This is a genomic window from Micromonospora sp. NPDC049139, from assembly GCF_055586845.1.
The window spans coordinates 37,112-55,834 of record NZ_JBVJHK010000031.1 but is presented as its reverse complement, the minus strand read 5'-3'; the positions used below and the strand labels follow the sequence as shown (position 1 = coordinate 55,834).

The 18,723-nt window shown below is 65.5% G+C and carries 18 protein-coding genes, 1 tRNA gene and 1 pseudogene; 11 read left to right on the top strand and 9 right to left on the bottom strand.

The genetic code is table 11. The features are described 5' to 3' along the window. Positions 1-60: 60 nt before the first annotated feature. Positions 61-582 carry a methyltransferase domain-containing protein gene (locus tag ACZ6Q9_RS32045; RefSeq protein ID WP_396830863.1) on the bottom strand — a complete coding sequence of 174 codons (522 nt, stop codon included), beginning with the start codon at positions 580-582 and terminating at the stop codon, positions 61-63. 456 nt (positions 583-1,038) lie between these two features. Continuing rightward, positions 1,039-2,043: an ATP-dependent DNA ligase gene (locus ACZ6Q9_RS32040; RefSeq protein WP_466021462.1), complete on the bottom strand. Its 1,005-nt coding sequence runs from the start codon at positions 2,041-2,043 to the stop codon at positions 1,039-1,041. Positions 2,044-2,414: 371 nt separating this feature from the next. Between ACZ6Q9_RS32040 and ACZ6Q9_RS32035 the strand changes: the two genes are divergently transcribed. From ACZ6Q9_RS32035 to ACZ6Q9_RS31990, 10 genes and pseudogenes are all read left to right on the top strand, one after another. After that, entirely contained in the window at positions 2,415-2,612 is a 198-nt protein-coding gene (locus ACZ6Q9_RS32035) for a hypothetical protein (protein ID WP_396830861.1), read from the top strand. Between the two features lie 62 nt (positions 2,613-2,674). Further along, complete coding sequence (locus tag ACZ6Q9_RS32030) at positions 2,675-2,956, top strand: hypothetical protein (RefSeq protein WP_396830860.1); 282 nt, start codon at positions 2,675-2,677, stop codon at positions 2,954-2,956. A 775-nt stretch (positions 2,957-3,731) separates the two neighbouring features. Then, entirely contained in the window at positions 3,732-5,252 is a 1,521-nt protein-coding gene (locus ACZ6Q9_RS32025; protein ID WP_396830859.1) for an ATP-binding protein, read from the top strand. Next, positions 5,249-6,229 carry a PD-(D/E)XK motif protein gene (locus ACZ6Q9_RS32020; RefSeq protein WP_396830858.1) on the top strand — a complete coding sequence of 327 codons (981 nt, stop codon included), beginning with the start codon at positions 5,249-5,251 and terminating at the stop codon, positions 6,227-6,229. The genes ACZ6Q9_RS32025 and ACZ6Q9_RS32020 overlap by 4 nt, the downstream gene beginning before the upstream one ends. Continuing rightward, entirely contained in the window at positions 6,226-9,201 is a 2,976-nt protein-coding gene (locus ACZ6Q9_RS32015) for a Z1 domain-containing protein (protein ID WP_396830856.1), read from the top strand. Before ACZ6Q9_RS32020 ends, ACZ6Q9_RS32015 begins: the two co-directional genes overlap by 4 nt. A gap of 318 nt (positions 9,202-9,519) precedes the next feature. Continuing rightward, positions 9,520-10,674, top strand: coding sequence for a DNA cytosine methyltransferase (locus tag ACZ6Q9_RS32010; protein ID WP_396830854.1), 1,155 nt, complete (start codon positions 9,520-9,522; stop codon positions 10,672-10,674). 41 nt (positions 10,675-10,715) lie between these two features. Next, complete coding sequence (locus tag ACZ6Q9_RS32005) at positions 10,716-11,444, top strand: GIY-YIG nuclease family protein (RefSeq protein ID WP_396830853.1); 729 nt, start codon at positions 10,716-10,718, stop codon at positions 11,442-11,444. A gap of 11 nt (positions 11,445-11,455) precedes the next feature. Continuing rightward, positions 11,456-11,884, top strand: coding sequence for a very short patch repair endonuclease (locus ACZ6Q9_RS32000; protein ID WP_396830851.1), 429 nt, complete (start codon positions 11,456-11,458; stop codon positions 11,882-11,884). A gap of 253 nt (positions 11,885-12,137) precedes the next feature. Next, complete coding sequence (locus ACZ6Q9_RS31995) at positions 12,138-13,136, top strand: GIY-YIG nuclease family protein (protein ID WP_396830849.1); 999 nt, start codon at positions 12,138-12,140, stop codon at positions 13,134-13,136. Positions 13,137-13,846: 710 nt separating this feature from the next. Continuing rightward, positions 13,847-14,191: pseudogene (locus ACZ6Q9_RS31990) on the top strand (integrase core domain-containing protein); the annotation flags it as partial. Here ACZ6Q9_RS31990 and ACZ6Q9_RS31985 read toward each other — a convergent pair. From ACZ6Q9_RS31985 to ACZ6Q9_RS31960, 6 genes are all read right to left on the bottom strand, one after another. Beyond that, positions 14,087-14,461 (bottom strand): IS3 family transposase, encoded by a 375-nt coding sequence (locus ACZ6Q9_RS31985; protein WP_396830848.1) that lies wholly within the window; start codon positions 14,459-14,461, stop codon positions 14,087-14,089. The pseudogene ACZ6Q9_RS31990 and the gene ACZ6Q9_RS31985 overlap by 105 nt on opposite strands. Beyond that, positions 14,458-14,772 (bottom strand): transposase, encoded by a 315-nt coding sequence (locus ACZ6Q9_RS31980; RefSeq protein WP_396830846.1) that lies wholly within the window; start codon positions 14,770-14,772, stop codon positions 14,458-14,460. Before ACZ6Q9_RS31980 ends, ACZ6Q9_RS31985 begins: the two co-directional genes overlap by 4 nt. Positions 14,773-14,828: 56 nt before the next feature. Continuing rightward, positions 14,829-15,326 (bottom strand): hypothetical protein, encoded by a 498-nt coding sequence (locus ACZ6Q9_RS31975; RefSeq protein WP_396830845.1) that lies wholly within the window; start codon positions 15,324-15,326, stop codon positions 14,829-14,831. Continuing rightward, the gene (locus ACZ6Q9_RS31970) at positions 15,317-15,748 is read right to left on the bottom strand and encodes a hypothetical protein (protein ID WP_396830844.1); all 432 of its coding nucleotides are present in this window, start codon (positions 15,746-15,748) and stop codon (positions 15,317-15,319) included. The genes ACZ6Q9_RS31975 and ACZ6Q9_RS31970 overlap by 10 nt, the downstream gene beginning before the upstream one ends. A 574-nt stretch (positions 15,749-16,322) precedes the next feature. After that, a tRNA-Val gene (locus ACZ6Q9_RS31965) sits at positions 16,323-16,394 on the bottom strand. A 127-nt stretch (positions 16,395-16,521) separates the two neighbouring features. Next, positions 16,522-17,067: a TIGR02611 family protein gene (locus ACZ6Q9_RS31960; protein WP_393265587.1), complete on the bottom strand. Its 546-nt coding sequence runs from the start codon at positions 17,065-17,067 to the stop codon at positions 16,522-16,524. A 304-nt stretch (positions 17,068-17,371) separates the two neighbouring features. Here ACZ6Q9_RS31960 and ACZ6Q9_RS31955 point away from each other — a divergent pair, with 304 nt between their 5' ends. Further along, positions 17,372-17,803, top strand: a complete 432-nt coding sequence (locus ACZ6Q9_RS31955) for an SsgA family sporulation/cell division regulator (RefSeq protein WP_007457244.1) — start codon at positions 17,372-17,374, stop codon at positions 17,801-17,803. 104 nt (positions 17,804-17,907) lie between these two features. Here the strand turns inward: ACZ6Q9_RS31955 and ACZ6Q9_RS31950 are convergent, their stop codons facing one another. Continuing rightward, a complete protein-coding gene (locus ACZ6Q9_RS31950; protein ID WP_396830843.1) occupies positions 17,908-18,684 on the bottom strand; it encodes an SDR family oxidoreductase in 777 nt (258 codons plus the stop codon). Positions 18,685-18,723 lie beyond the last annotated feature (39 nt).

Genomic DNA, 18,723 nt, shown 5'->3' with positions numbered 1-18,723 from the left:
GCACACCCTGCACTGGTCAACCTGGCGACGAAAATCCCAAGCCCGAGCCCGACGATCCCACTACCAGCGCAGACAGGCAAAGTGACGTTGGAGTACTAGCCAGGCGGGAGGGATGTCCCACGCGCCAACCGTGACGATGATCCGGTCGAACACACCCTCACCGGGCACGCCGTGCACCGCGTCAACCTGCAACACCCGTACCCGGTGGTCATAGCCCGTCTCGCGCAGCAGGACCCTGGCCCGGTCCGTGATATCGGCGTCGATGTCCACGCTGACGACATGGCCGTCCACCCCGACCACCTCAGCCAGCAGCGCCGCGTTGTAACCACCCGAACCGATCTCCAGGACCCGCATCCCGGGCCCGACGCCGGCTTGCTCGATCATGCGGGCCTGGATGTACGCGGCGCTGACCGAGGACAGGTGTACCCCGTGCTCATCCGTCTTCGTGATCACCGACCGGTCAACGTCGTAGACGACCTCGAGTGGTGTGCCAGCAGGCACGAACGCATGCCGCGGTACCGTCCGGAACGCCGCCTCCACGGCCGAGGAGGTGATCATGCCGTCAGCGATGAGCCGATCCACGAGGGCATCTCGAATCCTCCCGACTCGATCCGAGGAATCCGACCTGTCAGCCGTGTGCGTCACTCGGCGCTCCAATCTCTGGTTTCTCGTGCCATCTGGTCGTGACAAGGTGCCGGGTGCAGGTAGCGCGCAATGCAGGGCGGATGTCTGCTCGCTTCCTGCGGTGAAAGGCACAGCTCCGGGCAAATCATCACCTGCTCGTGGAGAGAAACCGGGGAAGCTGAAGTCCGGCGCAGTCGCCCTGTGCGCCAAGGATCTCCCAGCCCGGTGGAGGCTGGGAATGCCGACTTGTTGTCCGACCTTGCGTACCGACCTGTGGTCCGACTTAAAGCTAAGCTGCACAAACTCAAGCCAAGGAAGAGCCACCAAGGCAGGAGTGCGTGGCTTGAGCGAGTACGAGATGCGGTTTGGTCCAGCTGAGACTTGCGCAGGCGGATGATTTGCTCGATGTCGTTTCTACGTCTCGCCGAAGTAGCCTTCCTGCTCTCCGAGCAGCAGCGGAACGTCGTACACCGACATGTCTGGTCGAGCCCGGACGGCCTTGACCCGATGGCGCCACCGCTGGTGCTCGAACGCCACGTCCGCCTCGATCTCCACCACCACCGTCGGCTCCACCTGCACGTACTCCAGAGGCTCCGGCCGGTCCAACTGCCCCGACCACGACGCCGGCAACGGCTGCGGCCACGGATGCCTCACGGCAGCCCGCCGTTGCCGCCTGGACTGCGGCGGAGACAGGATTGCCCCGAACTCCTGCCGTCGCTCGGCGTTGAGCGGGTGGGTGCGGCCGGTGTAGCGGAGCCGGCCCATCCGGTCGAACCGGCCGAGCAGCAGCGTGTCCGCCTCGCGCAGGCTGCCGGTCACCCCGCCGATGATCGCCTCGGTGACGATTCGGGTGCGGTACTTCGACCAGCCGCGTCGGCCGGGCTGGTACCGGCCGATCAGCCGCTTGCTGACCACGCCCTCAATGCCCGTCGCGACGGTCCAGTGCATGAGCCAGTCCCCCACCTGCCGCATGTCGGCGGTTTGCGGAGTCAGGGTCAGCTGCGCTGGGGCGTCGGCGAGCAGCATCTCGAGCCGAGCTCGCCGCTGCGACAGGGGCAGGTCGAGGATCACCCGGCCGTCGACGTCCGCGAGCAGATCGAACAGCACGTAGTGGGCGGGGCAGTCGTGTGCCAGCCGCAGCACGCCGCGGCCGGCCGCGACACGCCGCTGCAGCTGCGCGAAGTTTGTTCGGCCACGCTCCCACACGACCAGTTCACCGTCGAGCACCACGCCCGGCGGCACGGACGCCCGCAGTGTGCGGGTGATGTCGGGGAAGTATCTGGTTAGGTTCCGGCCGGCCCGCGACTGCAGGTACACACCATCGGCCTCGCGGAAGGCGATACACCTCCACCCGTCCCACTTCGGCTCGTGCACAAGGCCCGGGCCCTCAGGCACCACGTCGACCGGCGCCGCGAGCATCGGCGCGACTGGGCGACGCAGCACCGGCTCCGCTCCGGCCCTCGCCCGCGGGCGGGCGGGAGTCACCTCCAGTCCCGACCACGCCGGCCGCACGCCCCGCTCATCCCCACCCCCACGTCATCGTGGGAGAGACACGGGCCGCCTCGGGCCCAGATCCGCGACAACGAATGGGCCAGCGGGCGGTCGCAGCGCGCTTGGCGCTGGGGCGGACGCCACGTGCGAGCGGAGAACCTCACCGCAGCTACCGACGGGCGGTCCCTGGGGCGACGCGTTCAGTTGGAGATCGGCCGCAGCCGGCAGCGCCTGCCCGCTCGGGGGAGCGGAGTCTCACGCGCCGCGTCGCGCGCTCGTGGTGGACGTACCGTCGACGGGTGGACGTGCTGCTGCGCGGCGGGCCGGGTGACGGACAGGTGGTGCCCGGCGGCGGGGAGACCGTCGTGTGGCAGGCCTGCCTGTACGAGATCACGACCGAGTACGGTCACCGGCGCGGCCGGGACCTGCGGGTTTACCGGCACCGCCCGGACTGCTGCGAGCCGTACGGCCGAGGCGCCGAAGATCGCTGCGAGTGACCCCACCCTGCTGGTTCGCCACCCCGCCCCGCCACGTTATCGAACATGCGTACGATCATCGCGTGGATGAGGAGGTCCGGCGGTGGTGGAACGGGATCTGGGGGCGCCTGGCGCGCCGGGACGTGTGGCTCATCCGCCGGACGCGCTGGACGGTGGTCGCCCGCGCCGGTGACACCGAGACGGGAAAGGTGCTGCGCTGGGAGTTCGAGACGGAGCCGGAGGCGTTACGCATGGTGGATCGCCTGCTGCGTGCCGACGGCGCCGGGCAGTGGCGCGAACAGGGGCGCGGCGGGCCCTCAGGGTCGCCGCGGGGGCGGGAGCCGGACCCGGCGGGCCCGGAATGACGATTATGATCTCCGTGCGTCCGCGTCAATTCCTCAACGTCCGAGCAGCCACGGATTAGCCAGGAGCGCCCCCCAGTGCCCCTTCGCCGGCACTCGCGGTCACGGCATGACCGTGCAGAGGCACGCCGGGATCGGCCGGGTCGCACGGATAGCACCGGGAACGCCCCAATTGACAGAGGGTGGAACTGTCGCTTGGCTCGCCGATAATCGATCCGCGCCCCGCACGTCCCCTGAGACGGGCAGGGCAGGTTGGAGACATGGGGTGATAGGCGTGCCGCCCGAGCGGGGCAAGAGGGTAAGTCGGCAGACGTTGATCACGAGGTCCACGACCGCCTGCCAATCGACTCGGGGTGTGGCCGCGTACTCGACCGCACGACACTTCGGCACCTGCACCGATTTAAAGAATGCCCTGAGCCGCAGTCGATAGATTGACAAGACCGACGTGGCAATGCCTTCTTTAGCTTCCATATCGCTGAGAAGCCATTGAGGAGCATCTGCCAATAGTCGTCTCCACCTAGTGCGTCCCGCAGCAAAAGACTCCAATTTTACGGCCACTTCACCGGACTGCGGTGTCGTACAGCCCGAGACGGATGAGATGCTTGACGTGAGCTATTGACTGGGGTGGCTTTAGGCTCCCGAGCAGCTTTCGGACGATGGAGTGGAATCGGCCGATTGGCCGATGCGCATCCTCGGGTGGATCGGGTAGGCTTCGACGTCATCGCAGTATTGAGTCTAGGCGAGATGCGTTTCGCAAGCAGGGCGGACGGGGTCTGAGTTGTCGACGTGGCGAGAAGAAATTCCAACTAGCGGTTCGGTAAGCCTGCCCCCTGACCCGCATGCGCTTGACGGCCTTGGACGCAATCATCGAATAGAGACGGCTTTAGCGGATCTTGTCGACAACGCTATTGACGCCGCGGCAAGCGAAGTGGTCATCAGATTCGTGCAGCGCGACGGACGTCTGCGCTCGTTGTACGTTGCCGATAATGGCCACGGCATCTCCTCCGATCTTATCGACTCGGCCATGACCGTCGGTGGGCGTCGTGAATACAAGACAGGCAGCCTCGGAAAGTTCGGTCTCGGGATGAAGGCTGCATCGTTCAGTCAGGCTCGCAATCTCTCAGTGTTTAGCCGCTCCATCGACAGTGAAATCAATGGTCGCCGATGGTCTTTGGATGACCTCTCGAATTTCCGATGCGACATCGTGCCGACCGATTTCGTCAACGACGAGTTGGATCAAGACTGGGGCTTCAAGGCAGCCGGCGCAGGCGGTCGTACTGTCATCCGTTGGGATGACATCACCGGATTCACCGTGACGGACGATCCGGACCGTGTGCAAGCGTTCTTGAGCGCGACAATATCCAAGATCCTCGACCACCTTGGACTGGTGCTCCACCGATTCCTGGCCCGGGGGTCCTTGCGGATCGCCGTTGACGTCGCCGACGCAGATCGTTCCGTAGTCGGCGGCCAGTTCGAAGTCGAGCCGATCGACCCGTTCGCTTACCACCACACCGGCCACCCGGAATACCCAAAGATCCTCGTGGCGGAACGCGACGGCCAGAGGATTGAGTTCACCTGCCACGTCTGGCCCGGTCGCTCGAAGTCCCCGAACTTCCGTCTGCCAGGCGGTGCCATCGAACGGCAGGGCCTGTACTTCTACCGAGCCGATCGGCTGTTGCAGGCCGGTGGCTGGGACGGCCTCACCGCCGCCGACCCCCGGCTGCAGCTCGCCCGCGTCGCGATCGACATCAACGACGACGTGGCGGGCCTCTTCTCGATGAACCCCGAGAAGTCACGGGTAACGGTCGGGCCCGACTTCGCCCACCTCGCCGAAGCCGCTCGCGACGCCGACGGCGCTCGTATGGCCTCCTACCTTCGGGATGCCGAAGCCGCCTACAAACGATCACGAGAACGCCGCCGAGACCGGCGCAAGATGCTTCCTCCCGGCAAAGGATTCGACCCTCTCATCAGGAGGGCGATCAGCGACGAGGTCCCGTTCATGCCCGGCGAGGACCCGATCGACATCAGGTGGCGCCGGTTCCAAAGCCTCGAGCTGTTCGCTGTGGATCGCGAGAACCGCACCTTGTGGCTGAACGATCACTATCGCCCGGCCGTGGTGGGAAGCGGACGCGGCGGCCTGAACGATGCTCCGCTCGTGAAGGCGCTGCTTTACCTCCTGGTTGAGGACGTGTTCGAGGGCGAGTACCTCGGCGCCAAGGACAAGGACAACATTGCCATGTGGCAGGAGATCCTGACGAGTGCCGCCAGGTCCCAGCATGCCCGCGGCGTAACCTCATGACCCGACAGCACCTCAGCGTCGCTGGCTTCCGCGAGTACCTCGCTGCCGGCGTCCCGATGGCGCATCCGATGGGCAAGAAACCTCCACTGACCCTCACGATCGATCCGGGACGTCCCTCCATCACCCTGCAGGGGCCGCTTGCTGATCGCGAGGCCGTTCCACGATCGCGCCTCGAACATCTCAGCGTACGGCCATCGCCCCGTGATCCTGGCCTGCTACAGGTCGTGATCACAGACCCGTCACTCTTCGTGGACGCCTATCCCATACTTTGTGCGATAGCCGATCGAGCCCAACTGGACGGCAAAGGATTCGGAGTTGCCGTCACGGAGACGCTTCGGCTGCTCACGCGTCTGATGGGACGCAACCGATCAATCTCCCGGGAGCGTGAGCTGGGCCTCTGCGGCGAACTGCTGACGTTGATCGGAGCATGCAAACGGCTCGGGCCGCAGGGTGCTGTATCGGCCTGGCGCGGACCGCACGGCGAAGAACACGACTTCGCCATAGAGGACTTCGACGTCGAGGTCAAAACCACCGCCTCGGAGAGCCGGACGCACTGGATCGGCTCGCTTACACAGTTGCAAGCGACACTGTCGGTGCCGCTGTGGCTCGTCTCCCATCAGCTCACCGAAGCCGGCCCGGGACAGGGCTGGAGGTTGAGCGAACTCGTAGCCGCTGCCCGGGGCGCTGCCGCCGGCTCAACCGCCAGCGTCGAACTCGACGCCAAACTCGCAGCAGCAGGCTGGGCCGAACCCTTCGGCGAGCTTTGCGTCACGCGCTGGCGGCGGCGAACTCCTTCACGCGCCTTTCTCGTTGCCGAAGACTTCCCGAGGCTTACCGCACAGCAACTCGCCGGCACGGGATTCGACTACAGCCACGTTACCGACGTCAGATACCGCATCGACTTGACCCACCAAGAAGCAGGCACGTCCGTCCCTGAGCCGCTCGCCGACATCATCGCCACTGAGGTGAACCCATGACCGAACCCTTCGCGACCAGCTACCGAGAAGCGCTCAAGGCCATGGATCTGCGCGGACCCCGCCGCCTGCATGCGTTGGCGGCTGCCCTCACAGAGGACCCGGCCATCTGCACCGACGACGACAGCCTCTGCGCCTACCTCACTGCGGTGGACCCCAACGATAGCCTCCGCATAGATCTCGCTGTACGACTTGCCACCTGGGACGCCGCCGAAGGCAGCACCTGGATTGATGGCACCCCCCACAACACCCCCGAGCGGCGGGCCCGGATCACCTCGCTGCTCGGCCTCGGCGACAAAGCAGCAGCGCTGCTGCTCGACATGGTGCCCATCGCGGCGGCCGAGGACACCATCATCGATGGCGAATGGACACCTTGGTACACCGAGAGCGTCCGCCGTGAGCGTGACTTCTACTGGGACCACTACCGGAACCACCTACTGCACGCGCGCGGTTTCGACCCCAAAGCAGTCGCCGCGCTCGACGCCTCCACGACCAAAGTCGTGGAGCGCCTCGCGGACCCCGCCGGTCCCAAACGCCACCAGGCGAAGGGCCTTGTCGTCGGCTACGTTCAAAGCGGCAAGACAGCGAACTTCACCGGGGTCATCGCCAAGGCCATCGACGCCGGCTACCGGCTCTTCATCGTTCTCAGCGGCAGCGCGAACCTGCTACGAACCCAGACACAACGCCGACTCGACATGGAACTCGTCGGCCGCGAGAACCTGCTTCGGGGCATCAGCGAGCACGACACCGAAGCGTTCGACTATCATGCCGATCGAGATTGGCGTGACGGCAAGTTTGTCCGGCACGGCGTGCTGCCTCGTGACGTCGGCCAGCCTGACGTCGTCCGCCTCACCACGCGAGACTTCGACTACCGAAGCCTGCAACAAGGCATCAGCGCCCTTGACTTCGAGCGGCTTGACCGGACACGGCCGCTGTATGACGACGTCAATCTCAGAGGTAGCCATGCACGCCTGGTCGTTGTGAAGAAGAACAACCTCGTGCTGACTAAGCTGGTCAAGGATCTACGCAAGATAACCACACGTCTCGCCGACATCCCGGCCTTGATCATCGACGACGAGTCCGATCAAGCGTCTCCGAACACCAGCAACCCCAAGAAGTGGGAGAAAGACCAGAAAGAGCGGACCAGCATCAACCAGCGCATCAGCGAGCTGCTAACGCTGCTCCCGCGTGCCCAGTACGTCGGCTACACCGCGACGCCGTTCGCCAACGTCTTCGTCGACCCCAGCGACACGGAAGACATCTTTCCGAGCAACTTCATCATCTCCCTCGACCGGCCACCGGGATACATGGGAGCCGCGGACTTCCATGACCTCGACGCCGACCTCGATGACACCGAACACAACTTCGCAAACTCAAAGGAGAAAGCGCACGTACGTCCGCTACCGGACGACCCAGATGACGAATCCCACCTCCGGCAAGCCATCGACGCCTTCGTGCTAACGGGGGCGCTCAAGCTCTACCGGCAAGACCGAGGCGAGGGCGCCTTCCGTCACCACACCATGCTGGTACACCACGCCATGCAACGCGCGGTCCACAGCGACAAAGCAACGGAAGTACGCCAACTGTGGGAAACCGGCGGCTACTTCGCGCCGGCTAGCGCTGACCGGCTACGCAAGCTCTACGACGAAGACATCCGCCCAGTCAGTCAAGCGCTCGCACACGGCGACAGCATTCCCGACACCTATGAAGAGCTGACGCCCTACGTCGCTCAGGCGGTCCGCAACATCGGCCAGGGCGGCGACCCGGTCATCGTCGTCAACAGCGAGAAGAGCCTCGAGAACGAACAAATCGACTTCGATCAGCGCGGAGTCTGGAAGATCCTCGTCGGCGGGAACAGCCTCGCTCGTGGCTTCACCGTCGAAGGCCTCACCATCTCCTACTACCGGCGACTCACCAAACAGCAAGACACGCTCATGCAGATGGGCCGCTGGTTCGGCTTCCGACCGCACTACCGGGACCTCGTCCGCCTCTACATCACCCCGTCCCTGCACACAGCCTTCGAAGCAAGCTGCCGCGACGAGGAACACTTCCGAACCGAGCTCCGCCGCTACGCCACACCCGTCGACGGCAAGTCCCAACTCACACCCGCCCAGGTGCCACCTCTAGTCGCCCAACACCTCGACTGGCTCAAGCCCACGGCAGCCAACAAGATGTACAACGCCGACCTCGCCGAACGCCGATCGCCAGGCATCGCCGTCGAGCCGAGGCGGTGGCCGTCCAACTCCAAGCTCATCGAGTCCAACACAAGGGCGTTCCAGCCGCTTCTCGACGCCGCGAAAACCCACACCCGCCTCTACGGCGAGCTGCCCAACGCCGCGAAGCCTGATAGCGACGACTCAGAGAGAACACCCGAAAGCTGGAACTACCACGCTTGGATCGGCAGAGTCAGCCATCCGGTCCTGCTCAGCGTAATGCAATCGCTTCGCCTCGCAACCGACGACGCGCTGACGCCTGATCTACGGTGGCTCAGCTCGCTCACCTCGGAGCAAATCAGCGGCTGGGTCGTCATCTTGCCGCAGCACAAGGGCTCAGCGGCCAACCGACGGATCCTGGGACACGACCCCATCAGCGTTTACACCAGAACTCGACAGAAGCCCGATTACTACGGCGGCATTAGCAAACTCGAACACCGCGGCCCCGGAGAAGTCATCAAACGCGTGCCAGCAGCAGACGACAAAGCAGTCAACAACGCGGAGATCGGCGAGGAACAAGCGAGGCGGCATGTCGAGCCCCGATCGGGTTCGATCCTGATCTATCCGGTTGTTGACCGGGTGAAGGAAGGTCAACCATCCCTCCCTGGCCACGAAAATGATGAACTGCACCCCCACCAGGTGACTTTGGCGTTCCGTTTGGTTGCGCCCGAATCGGCCGTTGGCGTCGACAAGCGCCTTGTCTTGTTCGAGGCCAAGGTGACCTCGCGGCGGAACGCTGCGATTGTTGACAAGCATGAGTAAGGGATTGTGACAGATACTGCTGGGCTGGCCGAGGGCTCGGTGCGGAAGCCGAGAAACGCGATGGGCTCGAATTCGAGCAAGCATTTTAGTGGCACTGGATGCAAGGCTAGCTGAAGGTCGGCGTGGGTTCAGTGGTACGCTGCCGCGACGGCCCGTCTCGGCGAGGCTAACCTTGCTTACTCCGTAACTCTACAGGCGGCTTCTCGTTACATAGAGTAGCTGGCTGAACGGAAGGGCGGGCGGCGCATGATCGGATCGATCACAGGCTGGCGTCATTCCTCGTCAGTTCGCCATCGCGGGTTATAGACTGCTGTAACGATGATCGGCGATGGAGGGCGCATGGAAACTAAGGCGATCAATGCCGCAGAATTTTTCGCCGGCATCGGCCTCGTGCGGACGGCTCTGGAGCCGCTCGGAGTGAGAATCGTTTGGGCCAATGATATCAAGCAGGCGAAGTTCGACGCATACTATGCGAACTACCCCGATGCCGAAGACCACTTCAAGGTCGATGACATTTGCGACATCAGGGGGCAGTCTCTCCCTTCCGGAATTGAGCTAGCGACAAGCAGTTTCCCCTGTATCGACCTCTCTCTCGCAGGCAACCGTCTCGGCCTTGTCGGCAAGCAATCCGGAATGTTCTGGCAGTTCGCCCGAGTGATCAAGGAACTAACGGAAAAACCACGCGTAGTCCTGCTCGAAAACGTACACGGATTCGCCACCAGCCACGGCGGCAAAGATCTGGCCGACGCGCTCCAATGCTTGAGTGAGTTGGGATACTCCCTCGATGTGCTAGCTATCGATGCCCGGCACTTCGTCCCGCAGTCCCGGCCGCGCATGTTCATCATAGGAATCACCAAAGAGGAGTTGCCAAAAAACGCGCATGTCGGAGTTCCAGAGATCAGCGACGTACGGCCGGCCTGGGTCACCAAAATCCACAAAGCACACCACGAGAACATCAACATGCACTACCTCGACCTTCCTGACCTCCCGGAAGGCCCGAAGGACCTGAGCGCAGTGGTGGAGCACAACGTCCCGACAAGCGCGTGGTGGGATGAGCAGCGCGTCAAAGCATTCGTCGACTCGCTCAGCGACATGCAAAAAGCGCGCTTCGAGTCCCTCCGTGTCGCGGACGTCCTCTCCTACCGAACGGCTTACCGACGTACACGGCAAGGCGTCTCGATGTGGGAGCTCCGGCGCGACGCCATCGCTGGATGCCTACGAACGACCGGCGGCGGCTCGAGCAAGCAGGCGCTAGTCGAACTGGGCCACGGCCGCGAGCCTCGGATCCGCTGGATGACGCCACGCGAATACGCCAACCTCATGGGCGCTACGGACTACAAACTCGTTGCTGGCACACCTAACCAGCAATTGTTCGGCTTCGGCGACGCGGTCGTCGTAGACGTAGTCCGCTGGATCGGCGAGCACTACCTGATCCCTGTACTGCGACCAGACAACGAGCCAGGCGACGAGTAGCCTTCCGAGGGCGAGCCTGTCCATCGCCCTGGAGGTTGCCGTTGTCCACACGCCGCATCGACCTCGCCACGACTATCCTGCCCCGTGAGGTCCAGGCCATCCGGGACGCGATCACCGCTGCCCTCAAGCGGCCGGACCCACAACGCCCGGGCCAGACCATCGGGAAGGCCAAGGCTGGCATCTACGCCTTCTATGACTATGACGGAGAGCCGATCTACGTCGGGCAGACGGCTGAGGGCTTTGGCGTCAGACTCGGGAGGCACCTGACCGGCCAGCGGTCTGACGCAGTGGCGAAGTACGTGCTCGATCCATTCGAGGTCCACACGGTATCGATGTGGTCACTGCCCCACATCGGCGATCTTCCGCCCAAGGCTCGCAAAGCCGCTCTCGATCCATACGAGTACACCGTCTACCAGAACCTGCTCGAGGCGAGCACCTTCAACGCCATTCTCAACGAAGGCGAGATTCCCGCCGCCGAACCAGTTGAGCTTCCCGAACCGCTGACCTGCGTCATCATTCCGGACAGCATCTTCCCGGATCGCAGCCATCCGGACACTCGGATCGCCCGGCGGGCGCAGACAATCTCGCTTCTCGCCAAGAACATCAGCGAGCGCAAGGTGTCACGGGGACTGAGGCGAACGCTGCTGACGCAGACCGAGCGGCTCAACGACCTAGCACGTGCCCGCTACGAGGCGCTGGACGGCATGATTGAGGTCGAAGGCGCCGAAGGAGTCGTCGAGGAGCCGGAAGGTCTCTTCCCAACATCCTGATAGGCGGCACATTGCCCACAGCCAAGCTCCCAGCGACTCCACCGCCCTCAAGCGCTTCCAAGTCAATGAAGGCTAACCGAAGCTCCGGCACTAAACCGGAACTTGCGCTGCGGCGTGAGCTGTTCCGGCAGGGCCTTCGATACCGTGTGGCACTACAGATTCAGTTGCGGGACAGAAAGGTCCGTCCTGACATTGTCTTCCCTCGGTGCAAAATTGCGGTCTTCCTTGACGGCTGCTTCTGGCACGGCTGTCCCGAACACGGGCGTATGCCCTCTGACCCGACGGGCTACTGGCATGCAAAGATCGAAAGAAACCGCAACCGCGACACCGCCGTCGACGGCCAGCTGAAGGATGCGGGCTGGACGGTGGTCAGAGTATGGGAGCACGAACAGGTGGCAGAGGTCGCTGCCCGTGTCAAGCGCCTCGTCCTATCCCTATAACAGCCAGCCTGCGCTGCCGCGCGGAGAGGGCCGTCGGTCCAGTAAGCCCTGAATCTGATCAGGCCCTGGCAAAGTCGCGGGGTGCCCGGCTTGATGTGGTTGGTGTAGACACGCCTGCACTGGTGGTAGCAGGGCGTGCCCCGACGTCCCTTGCGAAGAAGCTGAGCCGCGTTGCGTGATCTTGGACTTGCTCATCGCCTTAGACGCGCGGATTACGCCTCCCCGCTCTCGGTCTACGCTAGCCTTTGGAGCCATGCCCGGACTCGTCCCGCCGCCCAACTACAACGCCGATACGCCCGATATAAATGAGTTTTACCAGCTGTTGGCCGACGGACTGAAGCTGACGCTCGACGAAGACGCTGCAGTGCTCAGCGCCCTTGACCGCGATGCTGGGGAGCTTGACAAGCTCATCAGTGAGCTGACTGACGAAGTGTCTGGCCTCAAGGCATTGGAGGCGCAAGGGCTGACCCGCCTAAATGGAATCCTTTCTGCGCCCCCGCCCCGTCGGGGCTCCAAACAGTGCAAAGCGGACCTCGCGGCAACTCGGGCTTCCTTGGCAGAGGCATCGGCCGAACTCGAGGAGACGATAGCGAAGCGAAGGATGCTCGCCCGGGGTATAGAGCTTCGAGCAGGACTTAGGAACAGCCGGCACGAATGGCAGGTTGGAAACAAGAAGGTTAGTTCAGGCGGCTACGGAGTCTATGCATTTTACGACTTCGATGGCGTAGCCATGTACGTGGGGAAGACGACAGAAGGCGTCAGCACGCGAATTCGACGCCATCTAACAAATCAGCGCACGGACGCGGTCGCGATGGGGGTGCTGGATCCGCTGGAGGTCGTAGAGGTCGAGGTTTGGCCGCTATGGCCTCCAGACCACCAGAAAGACCTGGCCAGAGAGTACGTTGGCACCCTCGAGTATGCGATTGAACGCCGGCTTTCCGACATGCTGTTCAACGAGAAGCGCGTTCCGCCCGTCGCCGACGTTCCCGTACTGCCGGCCAGCGTCCGCTTCGACGTTCTGTCCCCGCAGACTCGCGCCCGCCTTGGGCATCCCGATCTGAGGATCGCCCGACGGGCGGCTGTGGCCGCCAAACTCAGCAGCAGGATCTCGGAGCGAAGCCTTCCCAACGTAGGGCTTCGTCTCAGCCTGCGTAGACAGTTGCAGCGGCTCACCGAGCTGGCCGACCGACGGTTCGAAGAACTGGGCGGGCTAGCTGCTGTGCCTGAGGGCACCGACAGCGAGGGCGACTGAGGTTAGCAACCGGTCCGGTCTGTCAGCTCAGACCCGCTCAGCGGCCTACGCCGGCTCCTGGGCCCCGGCAAGGTCGTCAGGTGATCCCGAGTGATGCAAGGGGCGGGTGCTGTCGCTCGCATGGAGGTTGGCGACGGCGATGTTTGGTGATGGCGGCAATGCGTCTCCGATGGCGGCGTTGCGCAACACGGCCATGACTTGGGGCCCGGCAAGAGTGCGGATCAGCGAACAGTCTTCGTCGTAGGCGACGTCCCCCACCTAGCCTCGCGGTGCACCTCGATGAACAGCGACCTGGCGGCCACGAACTCCGCCACGGTCGCCTCGGCCCCAGGGCAGGGCTTCCACAGCAACCCGTGTCGTTGTGGTTGACGAGCTGCCAGATGGTGCGGTCGAAGCCGTTGGTTGGCCGCTGCCACCGGCTGAGCGAGGCGTGGCCGGTGACGGAGCCGAGCCGCAGGCGCGCGTCCTAGGGAGCAGCAGCGTGTGGACTGCCTCGACGGTTGTCGCCGCGACCGGCGACAAGGATTCGCTGACCCGAGTGCTGGGAGGGGATCTTCTGAAGTGCGGCCGTTGCGGGTCGAGGTACTGGTTCCAGGTTGGAGGAACTCCGGCGACGGCGACATCACGTTGACCAGGTCACCGGGGCGTCCGGTCTCGGCGGCGGGCCGGGTCGTGCGCGGGGACTTGTCGCGCAGCAGCCCGCGTAGTCCCGACTCGCGCACTGGTTCGCCTCCCACGGCATCACCGTCCGCCGGGTCATCACCGACAACGGCCCCTGCTACAAGTCGTTCCTCTGGCGCGACACCCTCCGCGACCTCGGCATCAGCATGAAGAAGACCCGCCCATTCCGGCCCCAGACCAACGGCAAGGTCGAACGCTTCCACCGCACCCTCACCGAGGAATGGGCCTACGCTCGCCCGTACTCATCCGAATCAGCCCGCCGAGCAGCTCTACCTACCTGGCTCCACGCCTACAATCACCACCGCGCTCACACCGCCCTCGGCGGTCACCCACCAGCCAGCCGTGTCCCTAACCTCTCTGGGCAGAACACCTAGGCGCTCGACGGTGCATCGGGCCCCCGGCACGCCACGGTAGCGCAGCTCGTGCCAGATCTTGCGGGCACCGTAGACGTCGTAGTTGTCCGCGTGGACCTGCTCGATCGCCTCGGTCAGCTCGCTGTCACGCAGTGACCGGGCCGAGGCCGGGCGGGTCTTGGCAGCGTAATAGGCCGACGGTGCGATCTGTGCCGGCGCGCTTTCGAGCGCCTGCAGGACCGGCTGGACACCGTGTTCGGACCGCTGGGAGTCGACGATCTCGACCTTCATCGCGACGGACGGTCCAGCTCCGCCACGAGAAGACGCCGGGACTTCAGGATCTGATTGGCCCGCCGCAGCTCACGGACCTCCCGCTCCAACGCGGCGATACGTTCGGCGTCACTGCTGGTGGTGCCCGGCCGCTCGCCGGCATCGGTCTCGGCCCGCTTCACCCACGTACGCAACGCCTCCGGATGGATGCCAAGCTGGCTGGCGATCCACCGGATCGCTCCCACCGCGCTGGCCGGATCCCGGCGGGCCTCAACCGCCAACCGGGTCGCACGCTCACGCAACTCATCGGGGTACTTCTTCGGTGCGGGCATCGCTGGTCTTCCTCCCAGGTTTCGATGTCTCCATCAAACCCGGTGCGGGACAGTGGTCACGTCCGAGCCGGACCTGATGCCGCCAGCCAAGCACGGGAGCGACCGGCGGTAGGGCAACCATCGGCACGGTCGGCGCCGAGGCGGTAGACCGGTCGCACTCGATGCGCCAGTGATGGTGCCCGTTGGCGGGTCAGCCATTCGGTGAGCTGGTCGTTGAAGTCCCGTGGCGAGTTGAACACCCGGCCGGACAGGAATGAGGTTTCCAGGTAGCCGTTGGCACGTTCGACCAGGCCCTTGGATTCGGGGTCCCGTGGCCGCAGCTGCACGACCTTGACCCCGAGAGTGCCGCGGAACGACTCGAACTCCCGGCTCAGCGCAGGCCTGCCCGCCTTCCACCACCCGCCCGCGGGTTCGTTGTCCCAGACCAGCGCCCTGGGCACCGCGCCGAGCCCGGACAGCAGCGCCCAGTTTCCGGCGATGAGGTCGTGAGCCTGCCGCGAGGGAATCATCCGGGCCATCAGCCAGCGCGAGTAGCCGGACACCATCACCAGCACCGGAGGCCGCGCCACCTGTCCACCGTCGACCGGGACGTCCGCCGGCGGGAACCACAGGTCGCACTGCGCGAGTTCACCCGGCTGATACGTCGTCCGCGACACCGGATCCACAGGCTGGTCCTGCGGGCGAAGGACCCGCACCCGGTACTGAGCACCGTCAACCCACGGGTCCACCCGACGCGTTCGGCGATCACCGTCACGGGCATGCCCGGCGTCGATGCCAGCAACGCACTGGTCTGCGGCTCGACCGCGTCCAGAACCGAGCCCGCCGCTTGCGCACGTACTTCGGCGGCTCCGACGCCGCCAACGCCCGACGGACCGTGTTCTTCGAGATCCCCAACCGGCGAGCGAACGCCCTTGATCGGCATCTGCTCCGACCAGTGCAGTCGGCGGATCTCCGTCCAGTCCTCCACGCTCAGCACCCTCCTGATCATTCGGAGGGGGTCAACATTCACCCGCCGCCAGGGGGTCAGTTTTTACGCGTCGACGACAACCCCGCGGTCGTCCCCGCACGGGCGGGGGTCTTCCCCGGACGCTCGCCCTGGTGCTGCGGTTCGACAGGTCGTCGCCGGACGCGCCGAGGCGGCCCGCCTGTCCGCCGCGAACGGCCAGCTGATGGCCCGCGCGGGAGTCTTCCGCTGATCGAGGGTCGTCGGCGCGCTCGAACCAGTCGTTTCCGCACGCGCGGGGTCTTCCGGAGTCCGCGGTAACCCCGGAGGAGACGGCCGGGTCGTCCCCGCACGCGCGGGGGTCTTCCGGCCGTGGACGTCCTGGCTCGCCGCCGTGGACGCCGATTGCCGGGCGGCCCGGGCGAGTCGTCCCCCCGCATGCACCGGGTCTTCTCATGTCTCGGGCCCGAAACTGATCCCACCAGGCCAACAACGGAGTGTCGGGTTGGACCGTGCTCCCAATCTGCTCCCAATCTAAGGGGCAACAACGCGAAAGCCCGTTACCGGTGGCTCCGGCGACGGGCTCGCTACGTGCAAATATTCATCGTGGGCGATACTGGGATCGAACCAGTGACCTCTTCGGTGTGAACGAAGCGCTCTCCCGCTGAGCTAATCGCCCTCAGCGCCGATGACTCTACCTGATCGAGGGACCGGACCGGAAATCCGGGGTCGGCGCGTCGCCGGGTCTCGACCGCCGCCCCACCACGCCCCCGCCACGGGCACGTCAGGGTCGCCGCAGCGGCACGTCAGTTCGTTGCGAGGTAGTGCAGGGCCTCGGCGATCACGTCGATGCCGAAGCTGTACTTCAGCGACAGCCAGACCACCGTGCCGACGAAGACCAGGCCGACGCTGCCGAGCACGAAGCGTACGGCCAGCGACTGGTCCTTCACCCACTGCGTCCAGCTGTGCACGTGTCGGCGGGTGAAGCCGAGCAGCCGGCGAGCCCAGTGGAACTCGACGGCCCAGATGCCGAGGCCGGCGATCACCAGCAGCCAGCCCGGCCCGGGCAGCGGGATGAGGGCGATGCCGATGGTCACCACGAGCGCGCCGGCGATGGCGATGAAGATCTTGAGGGCGACGCGGCCGGTCGGGTTGGCCCGGATCAGGTCGAGGGTGGTGGCGAGCCGCTGCCGCCAGCGCGGACGGCGCCGCCGCTCGGCCAGCGCCGTTCCGTTGGCGCCACCCCGGTCGACCGGCGTCCGACCTGACCGGCCCTGCTGCTCCATCGGCACCCCGTACCCCCGCTTTTCGGCTGCCCGGACCGCGACTTTCGGCCCGCCCGGCGCGGCCATCGGATCCACTGAGGATCGTTTCGTGACCATTTCCTCCCCCAGTGTGGCGCGCGCCCGTCACTGCAACGGTCGACTGGACGTTACCGGAGTAAGTCGACGACTGAACCACCCGATGCCGGGCGGGATCGCGCACTGGGCAGAACCGGAAAACCCTACATGAATCCTCACATTCACGCGGACTTTCCGACCCCCTTCCCACCACTGGGTGAAGTCAGCGTATGGCGGAGCGTAGCCAGGAGTAGCACCTGAGTATGGGAAAAGCGGGACACGCGCGTTCCGCAGCGGTGCCGGGGGGAGATCGTCCATGAGTGTCATCCGACCGACGACCGTAGAGGTCGAGACGTCGCTAAGGCTCGTCGCACCTGACGCCACGGCCTTGCCGGTGCGTGCCAGTCTGCGTTACGACCCTGCTGATCCGTATGCGGTCCATGTCCTGTTCCACGCCGAATCGGCCGGTGGCGAGGCGGTCAGTTGGTCCTTCGCCCGGGAGCTGCTGGTCACCGGCCTCGACGAGCCGGCCGGCATCGGCGACGTGCGGGTCTGGCCCTGGGCCACCCCGCGCGGGGACTTCGTCGCCCTGGCGCTGTCGTCGCCCGACGGCAACGCCCTCTTCGAGGTGCCGCGCAGCGTCCTGGTGCGCTTCCTGCGGCGAACCTACGTCGTCGTCCCGCGCGGCCGCGAGGCCGAGCACCTGGACGTCGACACCGCGGTGAACCGGCTGCTCGCCGGCCGCTGAGAAACCGGCAAGACGGGCCATCCGGGGCCGCGCGGATCTGCCGAGTCCGCGCGGCTCCGGCCCGCCAGGGGGTACGCGGGCAGCCCTCCCGCCCAGGGTCGGGCTCAGCCGTGCGTGGTTATGCCGCCGTCGACCGGGATCACCGCGCCGGTGAGGTACGCCCCGGCGCGGGACGACAGGTAGATCGCGGTGCCGGCCATGTCCTCCGGCCGGCCGATCCGCCCGAGCGGCACCTGCCCCTCGATGGCGGCCCGGGACGCGGGGTCGTCCAGCGCGAACGCCATCATCTTGCTCTCGAACGGCCCCGGCGCGATCGCGTTGACCGTGATCTGCTCGCCGGCGAGCTGGTGGGCGAGGCTGCGGGTGAGCATGTGCACGGCGGCCTTGGTCGCCGAGTACGCGTACACCTCCATGAACGGCACCCGGATGCCGTCGACGGAGCCGATGTTGATCACGCGGGCCGGGTCGTCGGGGCTGGCGGACGCCCGCAGCGCGGGCAGCAGCGCGGTGGTGAGCCGGAAGACGGCCTTGACGTTGACGGCCCAGAGCTTGTCGAACGCGCTCTCCGGGTACGCCTCCAGCGGCGCGCCCCAGGTCGCGCCCGCGTTGTTGACCAGCACGTCGAGCCGGTCGACGCGCTCCCGGACGGCGGCGGCGAGGCCCTCGGCGCCCACGTCGCTGCTGAGGTCGGCGGGGATGGCCTCGCAGCGCCCCTCGGCGGAGAGTTCCTTGGCCACGGCCTCGCACACGTCGGCCTTGCGGGACGAGATGATCACGTGCGCGCCGGCCCGGACGAAGCCCTGGGCGATCATCAGGCCGATCCCCCGCGAGCCGCCGGTGACCAGGACCGTCTTGCCGTCTACCGAGAACAGATCCGTCATGCCCATCCCATCGCGAGTCGGCCGGGACCGCCGGGGGTG